The following is a 12,429-nucleotide window of genomic DNA, read 5'->3' on the forward strand; positions in this document are numbered from 1 at the left end:
GCTTCTGCTTTCATTTCTCAACTTTAATAGTATACAAGCTATTCTAAGGAATGTCAACCTCCTCAAACCTATTTTTAGTCGTTTTCAGAAACTTTCTATTGAACTTTCTTTAGTTTGTATGCTAACCTATATATGAAAAGGGTGTCTGTTTGCTATGCAATGACCCTCTCAGATTCATTCAGAATTATTTTTCAGGTTTTTCGAAAAATGAGTTCTTAGAAAAAGGAAGTGATTGGATGGAACAATCTTTTTTTAAAGAATTGATTCATTACAACAAACCAAAGGAATCACCGTTTCGTTTGCTCGGCGCCGGCCTTTGTATGATCAGTGTTTTATTCACCGGCTACTTAACCCACCAGCTAGCCATTTCTAGCTTCGGCTCTTTAGGTATTTTCACCTTTCTCTATTATCAAAGACTTCCGCTAAAACAATTAATCATGCGCTTGTCTATCGTAGGCAGTTTTTTGACTGTGGCAAATTTTCTTGGGATGCTTTCTACTCATGCCGCTTGGACTGCCCCAATCGTAGTCGCGATTGTCGGCTTTTTAGGAAGATTCTTCTTCCGTCTATATGGTATTGCTAAACCAGGTCCCTTTTTCATCGTGATGGTCACAGCCATGGGTGCCAGTACAAAAATACCATTGACTAGAATTCCAGTAATGAGCGGTTACTTTTTCATCGGTGTACTTTTCTCCTTGCTAGTAGCTACCATTTTGCATTTTGTAGAAAATAAGCCGTTGCCAGCAATTGAAGCAAGAAAGACAGTGAAATCGCGTATCGATGACGATCCCGCCGTAGTAATCGACAGCCTTCTATACAGTGGCTTTCTATTTTTTGCCGTCTACTTGAGTATGAGCTTGCAGCTGAAAAATCCGTATTGGCTAGTCGTCTCTTGCGCCTCCATTTTACAAGCCGACAATCTTCGGGCTATGGCTCATCGCAATGTTCAACGGATTTTCGGTACGATCATCGGTCTGGCAATTGCGGCCTTTCTATTGTATTTACCGTTATCGGTTTTCGAGACACTGCTGATCATCACCGTTTTGTTTGTGACGGTTGAATATTTCGTTAAGCGCAATTACGCGATCGCTCAATTCTTTACCACTCCGATGGCATTGATGCTCTCAATGCTAGTGCGGCAACAATATCTCTACTCCTTGATTCAATTTCGTTTTTTAGGAATCGTGCTTGGCAGTCTATTAGGTCTTCTAGCCGGATGGCTTATGAGTACCAGTTTAGAGTTTTACAATCGAAAATTTCATTCAAACTAACTAGTATCTTCAGAAAACCGAGTGAGCCTACTCGGTTTTTTGCTATAATGAGAACAAGAAAAAATGAAGGAGGACCATCTATGTACCGATTAATTGCTTGCGACTTGGATGAGACTTTATTGGACAAAGGTCGACATGTATCAGATAAGACGCAAGATACGATACAAAAGGCCGAAGCAGAAGGCGTCGTATTCGCACCAGCAACCGGACGCGGATTTTATTCTATTAAACAAACGCTGGAAGAATTGGATGTCGCTAATAAGGCCAACCATTACATGATCGGGTTTAACGGCGGTGTGGTGGTTGAGAATCATGGCCCCACCATCATCAAAGATTTCCCAATGCCTTTTGAGATTCTAGCGCGTTTATTCGAGTTTGGCTCAAACTATGAAGTAGCGATCCATCTTTATACTTTTGACCAAACCTATGTCTATCACAGCAACCCTGAGGAAGACGCCTACTTAACGACAATCCCGCACGAAAAACGTTTGGATGATGATATTCAGTTTCTTAAAGATCAGGTCTGCTACAAAGCCTTGTTCCAAAATTTGGACCGCAGCTATTTAGAAAAGCTAGAAGAAGACATGCCTGCGGATCTGCATGATCTGCTGGAAATCAGCTATTCTTCTAATCGCTACATCGAATTCAATCCGAAAGGTGTCAGCAAAGGAGTAGCATTACAAACTTTGGCCGAACACCTGAGTATTCCTATGGAGGAAACAATCGCTATCGGGGACAACACGAATGATCTAGCAATGATTCATGCCGCCGAATTAGGCGTCGCTGTCGCAAATGCCGTTCCTGCGGTAAAAGATGCTGCGCAGCATACAACCTTGGCAGACCATGAAAACCATGCCGTAGCGGAGGTTATTGAAACGTTTATTCTCTAAATATTATTATTCAACTTTACATCGCTTCACTAATAAAGCACTATCCCTGTCAAAACGGGATAGTGCTTTATTTAATATTAATAGTATGAATGATAACTAGTGATAATAGATGTAATTATTGCTGCGAAGAAAAGAAAATACACAACCATCAGAAGGATGAAAAGAATAAAGCCGACTAATCCCGCGCGATTCCATGTTTTTTGTACAGCCAAGAAAGTATCGATATCTTCATAATCACCTTTTTGCCATGCCCATTCATTCCCCTTAAAACCACACACAAAAATCCAAATAATATTAAATAGCGGAATGAGACACAATAAAGGCAAATAACTTTTATTACCGATCCCCCAAGTAATATTGTACATAAATGCTCCCCAGTTCCAGCCTTTTATCTCATCAGGGATAATTCTGTTCGATTGTTCGTCCATCGTTGAAACTCCTTTAAGTTATTTATAAGAACCAATTAATAATAACAAAAAACAGTATCTGTGTGAATAAATAAAATAAATCAGTCTAGTTAGGTTGCAAACACCTCACTAGGCTGATTTAAAATGGTCAATCAAAATAATTTATCACTTAATCTACCAATATCCGAAACTCAAAGTTCCTAATTACAGCACCCGAAGAAATAAAAATATTTCTGAACTACCTCAACGGATTCTGCGCCATAAAATCAGGATCAACCATACGGACAAACCCAGACTAATGACTAACGTTATAATCCAGCCGATTTCGGAATGAGTGAATGGCAGCGGCATATTCATGCCGAAGAAACCAGTCACGATTGTCGGGATTGTTAAGAGTAATGACCAGATCGTTAAAATTTTCATCGTATCATTCAAATTATTGTTCAATAAATTATTATAGGTCCCGGATAGCTGATCCAACACTTCGCTGGAAAGCTTCGTCATCTCTACCGCTTGCTTGGCCTCGATCAAGGCATCGTCCAGTTCTTCTTTTTCCTTATCCGTAAAGCTTGAGAAAATCGATTGCGCTTTTATTTGTTCTAACAGCACCGCATTCTGCTTAGTCGCGGTTACTAAATAGACCAACCCGATCTCTAAGTCGGAAAGAGCCAATAAATTTTTATTCGTCGTTTTTTCCCTCAGCTTTTTGTTCAAGTGAATCCGTTGACTATCCACTTCCTCCACTAATGGGAAATAATAGTCGGAAATTAAAAATAAAGTATGGAATAGCAAACTCGCCGTACTTTGATTTGGCTCATTGGACAAGATGTTTTCGATAATGTTTTCAACATACGCTGTTCGTTCATTGATAAAAGAAAAAAAGTAATGATCCTTCAAAATGAAGGCCATCGGACTGGTTTCATAGTGATTATCTTTTTTTAACAGATTAGGCACATTAAAAATCAACAGCAGTGCCTTCTCCATTGGATCATACTCCACCCGAGCCCGTTCATTATCATCCAGTGCATACGTCAGCATTTCATCGCTGATCGCATAGCTGGCTCTTAATTTTTTTATTTCATGTGATTGGGTGCTGTCTACATTGATCCACGAACACATCTCTTGATTAAATGTTTGTCTGCTGTCCATCAGAAACCTCCTAGTGCGAATTCATCCTACTCTCAGTATAACAAAAACTTTCATTCCGTATTCATTTCTGCTTGCAGGCTGTTTTGCCAGTAAATCTATTCTGACAAAAAACCTTTTTGTTGACTTAATCAATACCTCGTCTTATTATACTCGTGTAGTGATGTATTAAGTGTAAGGAGGTATTAGCTTGGAAATTGATAAAGAGGTTTTGCGGGGATATATCGATCCGATTATTCTTAGTATTTTGGCTAAAGCAGATAGTTACGGATATGACATCGCTCGTCAAGCAAAGAAATCGAGCAATGAAACGTTTGAATTGAAGGAAGGCACCTTATACGTCGCATTCAAACGCTTGGAAAAAAATGGTTATGTCGTAAGCTACTGGCAAGATGGACAAGCAGCTCGGCGTAAATATTACCACTTAACCGAAAAGGGAGCGGCTTTCTTACAGCATAAAAAACAAGAATGGCAATTCATTAAAGACTTAATGGACGGTTTTTATAAAGGAGACGAATAAAATGAGTACATCAATCGATGATAAAATTCAAAAATTTGCAGACAATATGGTCAAAGCCAGTTTGAGTAAAGATCAGCTAAGCTATCCCGAACGAATGGCTCTAAAATTACAAGAACTGCAAGAAAAGACAAAAAACAATTTGAAGCCCGACCGGAAGGAAGAAACGGAAGAAATCGCTGGTTACATCAAAGAGTATATGACTCAACTAATGGCTGAAGAAAATTTAAGCGAAGAAGACGCTTTGAATAAGGCAATGGCTACTTTTAGAGCTGATCGGCCACTCTCTGACGAAGAAATCAGAAATCAAGAACGCCAAGCCTACTATCAAACGATCGATCCGCAAATCGAAGAATCAATCGGCTTAGGCTACGCCAGCAATTTGTTCATCGGAATCGTAATCGGCGCAATCATCGGGATCTTCGGACAAATATTATATAGCGGTGAATTGATTGGTATCGTCTTCTTTTTAATGCTTGGTTTAGGGTTACTGCTGGGTATCGCACTAGGTTTGAACAAGCACAATCGCGTGATCAGTCAGAACCACTCAAAATAGTCCGCAAAAAAAGCTTTGCCAGATTTTGGCAAAGCTTTTTTCTTATTCCGCTTCTACGGGAACACCTTGGACTTCTAGGATTTTTTCATCGATCATTCGAATGACTTCATCGCGTGCGGCTGCTTCATCGACAAAGTTCAAACGATCGCCGTCGATTTGGATTTTAGGACTCTCATTGTAGTCTTCATACCATTGATCGTAACGGCTGTTCAATTCTTTATAGTAATCATATAGTGTCGGATCAAATTCTAATTGTTCATATTCTCGGCCACGTTTTTGAATCCGTTCCATCATGGTTTCAAATGAGACACGAATGTGTACTAATAAATCAGGATGCTTTTTGTGAGCAGCATATGGCAATTCTTGCATCATGTTCGCCAACAACTCATCATAAACTTTCACTTCTGTCTCGGTTGCTCGACCAAGATCAGCATTTAAATGGAATAATAAGGAATCCTCATAGATTGAACGATCCAAGACATTATTATCATCCTGCATCGCCTTTTTAATACTGTCAAAACGTTTGTTTAAAAAATAAATCTGTAATAAAAATGCATATTGTTCTGGGTCTGCGTAAAACAGCGGCAATACCTCATTATCATCAATCGACTCATAAAAAGCCTGACTGCCTAAATGCTCTGACAACATCGCGGTCAAACTTGATTTTCCTGCTCCAATAGTTCCTGCTAATACGATCACGCTCATAAACCTCCAACTCGTTTCATACAAAATATAGTGCGAATTTTTCAACTTATTTAATATACCCCCAATATCTTGTGTCGTCAAACGAAATACTTCTAAAATAATTCAATTTTTTCTTCTAAGGAATGTTTAAAAAATCGTTGATTTTCAAAAACTTTTCAGTCGTTTCGTTTACTTGTCCCCATTCTCTGAGTAAAATGAGAAAGAGACTTAAAAGGATAACTGCTATTAAGTAAAAAACAGGCCCTGTTTATTCAGGTAGAAGACAAAAAACGTATTGCTTTCGCTAAAAAATTAATTGCTTTAGAATCACTACTAGACAGTAGTGAGCTGCGTTGGTAATCACTTTTATTTTCTCTGGGGGAAAATAATTACTCTAAAACGAAATAGGGGTTTTTTTAATGAAATCGATTGGCACGGGTTATGCCAGCGGGAAAATCATATTAATGGGAGAGCATTCGGTTGTCTACGGGGAACCAGCGATCGCCTTTCCTTTTTCAGGAACAGGAATCCAAGCGACGATTCGCGCAAATAAATTAGAATCCTGGATCGAATCCAGCTTCTTCCACGGACCGCTTTCAGAAGCTCCAACTACGATGCGAAATGTTACGGTCTTACTTTGGTATTTAGTGAAACATTTTAAAATTCCAGAACCATTTTATTTAAAAATTGAAAGCTCGATTCCAGCAGAACGCGGAATGGGCTCTAGCGCGGCTGTTGCCGTTGCAATCACACGCGCCGTCTTCGACTGGATGGAAGAACCAGCAACACAGGAAAAAGTGCTGCATTTTGTAAACCAAGCCGAAGCAGTTGCCCATGGCAATCCTAGCGGCATTGATGCCACAACGATCAGCGGCACCGAACCGATCCTTTACCAAAAAGGAATCGGCTTCCAACCCTTCCAATTAAATATGGATGCTTTTTTAGTGGTCGCCGACACTGGCGTCAAAGGTCAAACACGCAAGGCCGTCAAAGATATTGCAAAACTGATGGAGCTGCGGCCCTATGAAATCAGCAAACAAATGCGGACATTAGGCAAACTGACTGGTCAAGCGCAACAAGCGATTTTACAAAACCGCCCACAAATTTTAGGCGACTGCATGAATCAAGCGCAAAGTTTATTGCGGCTATTAGGCACCAGCAACCGCCACTTAGATCACCTGATCGAAACAGCCTTAGAAAATCAGGCGCTAGGCGCCAAATTAACAGGCGGAGGCCGTGGCGGATGCATGATCGCTTTAGCAGAAAATGAAACACGCGGTCGTCAGCTGCAACGCATCTTATTAGATGCCGGCGCGCGAAATACATGGATTGAAGGGTTAGGTGTGTACGCACATGTTTAGTGGTAAAGTTCGGGCTTATACGAATATCGCCTTGATTAAATATTGGGGCAAAGAAAACCAAGAACTGATTATTCCAATGAACAATAGCTTATCATTAACATTGGATGCTTTTTATACTGAAACACAAGTACTCTTTTCAAAAGACCTGACCGAAGACCAATTCTATTTGGATAATCAACTGCAAGATTCGAAAGCGACCTTAAAAGTGAGTCGCTTTCTTGATTTAGCGCGCAAAAAAGCCGATTGTACGCTGTATGCAACGGTTCGCAGTCAAAATTTTGTACCGACTGCTGCTGGCTTGGCTTCTTCTGCTAGCGGCTTGGCGGCTTTAGCAGGTGCTGCCAGCGCAGCATTAAAATTGGATCTTTCTTCAGAAGAGCTATCACGTTTAGCGCGTCGTGGCTCTGGTTCTGCCTGCCGCAGTATCTATGGTGGTTTTTCAGAATGGCAAAAAGGGACTTCTGATGAAACTTCTTATGCAGTAGGAATTGCTAGTGACGGTTTTGAAGATCAGCTTAGCATGATTTTCGTCGTGGTCAACGACGCTCAAAAGGATATTTCCAGTCGTGACGGAATGCAGCGAACGGTTGAAACATCTGCTTTTTATGGTGGCTGGCTGCAAACTGTACCGCAAGATTTAGCTAAAGCAAGAAAGGCCATCGCCGAGAAAGACTTCATTGCTCTTGGAGAAGTGACCGAAGCCAGTGCTTTAAAAATGCATGGGACAACTTTAGCAGCTACACCGCCCTTTACTTATTGGTCTGCGGAAAGTATGAAGGCGATGAATCTTGTCCGCCAAATTAGAAACGATGGTTTGCCCTGCTATTTTACGATGGACGCAGGTCCAAATGTCAAAATTCTGGTTGAACGAAAAAATGAAGAAGCTTTATTAAATGCTCTAAGAGATCAGTTTGACGCGCAACAAGTCGTTGTCGCTCATACAGGTCCAGCAATTGAAATTTTGTCAGAGGAGGAAGCGTAAATGATCGAAGTAACTGCACCAGGCAAATTATACATTGCTGGTGAATACGCGGTAGTGGAACCGGGACATCCGGCGATCATCGTGGCGATTGATCAATTTATTTCGGTCTCTATCGGCCCCGCCAAAAAAAGCGGCAGCATCCAATCCGCTCAATATAGCGACATGCCCGTTCGTTGGACTCGTCGCAAAAATGAACTAGTTTTAGACATTCGCGACAATCCTTTTCATTATATTTTAGCGGCGATCCACTTTACTGAAAAGTTCGCACAGGAAAAAGGAAAAAAACTTGCTTTCTTTGATTTGAAAGTAACGAGCGAATTAGATAATTCCAACGGCCGAAAATATGGCCTAGGTTCTAGCGGCGCTGTAACTGTGGCGACCGTCAAGGCCCTGAATGCTTTTTACGATCTGCAGCTTTCACAACTTGAACTGTTTAAATTGGCAACTTTAGCTCATTTGAACGTCCAAGGAAATGGCTCCTGCGGCGATATTGCGGCAAGCTGTTACGGCGGCTGGCTAGCTTTTTCCACGTTTGATCACGAATGGGTTCTAGCTAAATTAGAATCTGAGAAAATGTCTACTTTGATTGAAAGCGATTGGCCAAACCTGCAAATCGAACCTTTGCAAGTTCCTGAAGATTTGCGTTTATTAATTGGCTGGACCGGCAGTCCCGCGTCGACTTCTGATTTAGTTGATCAGGTTCATCAATCCCGCAATGAGAAGAAAACATCCTACGAGAATTTTTTACAAGACAGCACAGATTGCGTCAACCAAATGATTCAAGGCTTTAAACAGAATGACATCTCGCTGATTCAAAAAATGATTCGCAAAAATCGCAGCTTGTTAAATCAATTAACTAGTTTAAGCAACGTATCGATTGAAACAGAGGAATTGAAACGTCTGAATGATCTCGCTGAGAAATACGGCGGTGCCGCAAAATCTTCTGGTGCTGGCGGCGGCGACTGCGGAATCGTCATCGTGGATAAACGTGCCGGAATCTTGCCTCTGATGAGTTCTTGGGAAAAGGCGGGCATTACTCCTTTGCCTTTGCACGTCTATCACTTCACGGAGGATCGCTATGAATCGTAAAGATGAACACGTTTCTCTGGCACGCGCATTTCATCAGAAGCCAAAAGAGAATGATTTTGATGCCATTCGTTTGGTTCATTCTTCTTTGGTTGCTGCACGACCAGAAGACATCGATCTAAGTACAGAAATTCTGGGGTTAAAACTCAGTGCGCCTTTTTACATCAACGCCATGACTGGCGGCAGCGAAAAAACCAAAAAGATCAACCACGATTTAGCGATCGTCGCTCGCGAGACCAACTTAATGATGGCAACGGGCTCAGTCAGTGCTGCCCTAAAAGATCCCGCTGTGGCTGACTCTTATACTGTTGTCCGCGAGGTAAATCCGAATGGGTTGATCTTAGGAAATATGGGCGCCGGCAGAACAAGCGACGACGCCAAAAGAATCGTCGACCTGCTTCAAGCAGATGGTATGCAAATCCATTTGAATGTGCCGCAAGAACTGGTCATGCCTGAAGGCGATCGTGATTTCCATGAGTGGCCTGAAAATATTCAAACAACTATTCAACAACTACCTGTTCCAGTGATCATTAAAGAAGTCGGTTTTGGCATGAGTAAAGAAACCATTCAGCAGCTGCAATCACTTGGTGTTAAGGCGGTGGATGTTTCCGGTCGCGGCGGTACAAGCTTTTCGCAAATCGAAAATGCCCGCCGTAAAAAACGGGAACTGAACTACTTGGACGATTGGGGACAATCAACGGTGATCTCCCTTTTAGAAGCCCAAGAGGTTGATGAGCTGACACTTTTAGCTTCTGGAGGTATCCGGGATGCTTATGATATTTTCAAAGCTCTCTGCTTAGGCGCCAAAGCGGTTGGTATCTCTGCTGCTATTTTGGATCACCTTCTCAGTAACGGAATCGATGCTACAGTCGAAATGATCGAGGACTGGAAAACACAGCTTCGCCGATTGTATTTAATGACCGATAAAGCTACGACCGCTGATTTAATTCATAATCCAATCATTCTAAGCGGCGCACCAAAAGAATGGTGCCAGGCCCGTGGAATTGATTATAAAAAATTAGCAACGCGCAGCTAAATCTGAACCAGCAAATAAGAGGATGAGATCAACCGATCTCATCCTCTTCATCTGTAAAGATATTCTTTTGAACCATTGCTTGCGCTTCTTCAGCTTTCCCCTCAAGCAACGCTCGATAAATTGTATTATGCAAACTTGTATTGTCTTGATAATCTTCCATCCGCAAGACCTGTTGGCTTAAATGCAGTTTGATATCCGGTAGCAGCTCATTGTACCATTTGATCAAGAATGGGTTTTGGCTCATCGCCACGATTTGTTGATGAAAAGCCAAATCTGCCTCGATATATTCGGAAAAATTTCCGGCCTCTAATAACCGATTCCTTTGAAACAGCACTTCCTTTAATCGCAGCATGTCTTTATCTGTTCGATACATCGCTGCCAGAACAATCGCCTGACTCTCAATCATTGAACGTGCTCGTAAAAGATCCGTCGTTGAAAATTCTCCAATACTGCCATTTTTGACAAATGTACCTGAGCCCTGCTTCACTTCTAAAACATTGCTATAGACTAAAATCTTTACCGCTTCTCGTAAAGTCGAACGACCCACTCCGAAAATTTCGGCCAATTCTTTTTCAATCGGTAATTTATCCCCGATCATCAATTCGTTTTGCTGAATATAATTTTCTACTTGCTGAATCGTCTCATTCACCAGATTGCGATTTTTCGTCATTTTCATAGCCTCTTCCTTGTATTGTCAGCAGCAAGATCCCGCTACACAAAATAATCATAACATATAAAAAGACATTGAAAGATCTAAAAATATCAACTGCTATTCCTAAAAGAATTGGGATCAAGCCACCGACAATGTACCCGAAAGATTGTACCATTCCAGTCCATAAACTAGCCTCTAACGGATCTTCACTTGCTTGTAATGGCAGCAACATAGCGATTGGAAAATAGCCGCCCAAACCAAAACCGATCAGAACGATTCCGCTGATCAATAAGAAAAGAGTATTCGTTAATAGGCAGCCAACTCCTAACAATATCAGACCTCCGCAAATCAAAATCCAACGCCGCGTATTTCCCCAATGGTCCATTAAGACTGGAATAACAAAGCTGAAAATCATTTGAACGATTACAAAAATAGTCAAATACTGACTGGCTTCGCCGCGAGAAAAACCTTTTTGAACAAGCAGCTCCACTAGCCAAGTACTCACGCCGTAAAACATTCCTGATTGTAATCCAAAGAATAGAACCATCTTCCACGCCTGCAGTTTTTTTAGCGGGAACCCGCTCGAAGTAATAGAAGCTGACGACTGGATCGTCTTCTTTCCCATGACAAAAGACCAAACAACACCCGCAACTATCGCTAACACACTCCAAATCCCCAATGCAATGGGCCATGAATAATCGGCCAAAGAAAGACTGAATCTCGATGCGGCGGCCGAACCAACACCCATACTGATGGAATAGACACCGATCAGCAGACCCGTTTGCCGTGGAAAATATTCCTTGATCAAACTTGAAAGTAAAGGCCCAATAATTGCGATAGCGAATCCGATCACGACTGCTGAAATAACTAAGCTTAGATAATTAGAGAAAATAATCCGACTCGCCGTACCCATGGCTAAAATAAACAAACAGAACAGGATACTGCGGTCACGGCCTATTTGCTGCTGCATCCGTTTAACGCCAAAGGCCATGACCCCCATACAAATTACCGGAATACTCGTTAGCAAACTCACTTGAAAATTGTTCAGCTGCAAATCTTGTTTGATCAATCCGATCAAGGGCGGTATCGAAGAAATCCCCAATCGCAGATTCAGCGCCACAATAAATACTACAAGAACCATTTTTTTATTTTTCATAAAAACCTCCTTTTGAAATTCATCTGATGTATTTTAAATTCATCATATCATTCCGAAAGGAGCTTTACAATTCTATTAGGAACTTCTTTATCTGTGAATAGTTTGGCACACAAAAAAAGAAACCCACAAATGAGTTTCTTTACCTTCTAAATATTCGCTGAAGCCAACTTTTCTTTTCACCAATCCGGATGTTTCCACTAATTTTTTTGGCATCCAGCATTGACTGAAAAAAGATATTGTCTTGCAGTAATAATTGATTAATAATTTTCAAACGTCTAAAATATTTTTTCTTACTCTCATCAAACGTCAGATCCTCTGGTAATTTTCCAGAAGCTTCGAGACGAGTGTAATCTCTTTCGACAAGCTTCAACAATTCGTATTGTTGTGTCAGCAGATGATTGATTTGTTTGATTTCAGGAGGTGTCACAGAAATTTTCGACTCTGAAGGAGCAAATTGATTCATCGCAGCGACATAATCTTGCATGTCTAGCATAAAGATATGATTGGCTTTACTGGCCATCAATTTTTTTTCATTTACTAAATAATCAATTAATGCACCTAGTCGCGCATTTAAGTTTCCTAATTCTTCTAACTCACGTTTCAGTTTCTCCATGCCCTCGAACCTTTCTTCTCATCCTAATCCTAGTCTATCGTTTTTCACAGGCTATAACAATCAAAGAGATTC

General features: G+C 41.1%; 14 protein-coding genes and 1 other annotated feature (1 of these 15 only partly in view). Of the genes, 8 read left to right on the forward strand and 6 right to left on the reverse strand.

Annotated elements, in window-relative coordinates; genetic code table 11:
- Positions 1 to 16, reverse strand: a sequence feature (ribosomal protein L20 leader region) (it extends 112 nt beyond the left edge of the window).
- 220 nt (positions 17 to 236) lie between these two features.
- Positions 237 to 1,271 carry an FUSC family protein gene (locus I585_RS08085; protein WP_010742867.1) on the forward strand — a complete coding sequence of 345 codons (1,035 nt, stop codon included), beginning with the start codon at positions 237 to 239 and terminating at the stop codon, positions 1,269 to 1,271.
- Positions 1,272 to 1,351: 80 nt separating this feature from the next.
- Entirely contained in the window at positions 1,352 to 2,161 is an 810-nt protein-coding gene (locus I585_RS08090) for a Cof-type HAD-IIB family hydrolase (protein ID WP_010742866.1), read from the forward strand.
- Positions 2,162 to 2,238: 77 nt separating this feature from the next.
- On the opposite strand, the gene I585_RS08095 is transcribed toward I585_RS08090, so the two are convergent.
- Both I585_RS08095 and I585_RS08100 read right to left on the reverse strand, forming a co-directional pair.
- Positions 2,239 to 2,589: a hypothetical protein gene (locus I585_RS08095; RefSeq protein WP_010742865.1), complete on the reverse strand. Its 351-nt coding sequence runs from the start codon at positions 2,587 to 2,589 to the stop codon at positions 2,239 to 2,241.
- Between the two features lie 222 nt (positions 2,590 to 2,811).
- Positions 2,812 to 3,717 (reverse strand): magnesium transporter CorA family protein, encoded by a 906-nt coding sequence (locus I585_RS08100; protein WP_010742864.1) that lies wholly within the window; start codon positions 3,715 to 3,717, stop codon positions 2,812 to 2,814.
- A 187-nt stretch (positions 3,718 to 3,904) separates the two neighbouring features.
- Here I585_RS08100 and I585_RS08105 point away from each other — a divergent pair, with 187 nt between their 5' ends.
- Positions 3,905 to 4,234 carry a PadR family transcriptional regulator gene (locus I585_RS08105; RefSeq protein ID WP_010742863.1) on the forward strand — a complete coding sequence of 110 codons (330 nt, stop codon included), beginning with the start codon at positions 3,905 to 3,907 and terminating at the stop codon, positions 4,232 to 4,234.
- Between the two features lies 1 nt (position 4,235).
- Entirely contained in the window at positions 4,236 to 4,787 is a 552-nt protein-coding gene (locus I585_RS08110; protein ID WP_010742862.1) for a hypothetical protein, read from the forward strand.
- Positions 4,788 to 4,829: 42 nt separating this feature from the next.
- Here the strand turns inward: I585_RS08110 and I585_RS08115 are convergent, their stop codons facing one another.
- Positions 4,830 to 5,492, reverse strand: a complete 663-nt coding sequence (locus I585_RS08115) for a deoxynucleoside kinase (protein WP_034708522.1) — start codon at positions 5,490 to 5,492, stop codon at positions 4,830 to 4,832.
- A 398-nt stretch (positions 5,493 to 5,890) separates the two neighbouring features.
- Here I585_RS08115 and mvk point away from each other — a divergent pair, with 398 nt between their 5' ends.
- Genes mvk through fni form a run of 4 tightly spaced genes read left to right on the forward strand, consistent with a single transcriptional unit; the run spans position 5,891 to position 9,936 of the window.
- Positions 5,891 to 6,832 carry a mevalonate kinase gene (mvk, locus tag I585_RS08120; protein WP_010742860.1) on the forward strand — a complete coding sequence of 314 codons (942 nt, stop codon included), beginning with the start codon at positions 5,891 to 5,893 and terminating at the stop codon, positions 6,830 to 6,832.
- Positions 6,825 to 7,814, forward strand: a complete 990-nt coding sequence (gene mvaD, locus I585_RS08125) for a diphosphomevalonate decarboxylase (RefSeq protein ID WP_010742859.1) — start codon at positions 6,825 to 6,827, stop codon at positions 7,812 to 7,814. Before mvk ends, mvaD begins: the two co-directional genes overlap by 8 nt.
- The gene (locus I585_RS08130) at positions 7,815 to 8,903 is read left to right on the forward strand and encodes a phosphomevalonate kinase (protein WP_010742858.1); all 1,089 of its coding nucleotides are present in this window, start codon (positions 7,815 to 7,817) and stop codon (positions 8,901 to 8,903) included. It abuts the gene before it with no gap.
- Positions 8,893 to 9,936 carry a type 2 isopentenyl-diphosphate Delta-isomerase gene (gene fni, locus I585_RS08135; protein WP_010742857.1) on the forward strand — a complete coding sequence of 348 codons (1,044 nt, stop codon included), beginning with the start codon at positions 8,893 to 8,895 and terminating at the stop codon, positions 9,934 to 9,936. Before I585_RS08130 ends, fni begins: the two co-directional genes overlap by 11 nt.
- Before the next feature lie 28 nt (positions 9,937 to 9,964).
- Here fni and I585_RS08140 read toward each other — a convergent pair whose 3' ends face one another.
- The 3 genes from I585_RS08140 to I585_RS08150 form a co-directional block, all read right to left on the reverse strand.
- Positions 9,965 to 10,606, reverse strand: coding sequence for a FadR/GntR family transcriptional regulator (locus I585_RS08140; RefSeq protein ID WP_010742856.1), 642 nt, complete (start codon positions 10,604 to 10,606; stop codon positions 9,965 to 9,967).
- Positions 10,578 to 11,744 (reverse strand): MFS transporter, encoded by a 1,167-nt coding sequence (locus I585_RS08145; RefSeq protein ID WP_010742855.1) that lies wholly within the window; start codon positions 11,742 to 11,744, stop codon positions 10,578 to 10,580. The genes I585_RS08140 and I585_RS08145 overlap by 29 nt, the downstream gene beginning before the upstream one ends.
- 139 nt (positions 11,745 to 11,883) lie before the next feature.
- On the reverse strand, positions 11,884 to 12,357 hold the full coding sequence (locus I585_RS08150) for a hypothetical protein (RefSeq protein ID WP_010742854.1): 474 nt from the start codon (positions 12,355 to 12,357) through the stop codon (positions 11,884 to 11,886).
- Positions 12,358 to 12,429 lie beyond the last annotated feature (72 nt).

Origin of the sequence: Enterococcus malodoratus ATCC 43197, from assembly GCF_000407185.1 — a bacterium.
Taxonomy (GTDB): Bacteria; Bacillota; Bacilli; order Lactobacillales; family Enterococcaceae; genus Enterococcus_A; species Enterococcus_A malodoratus.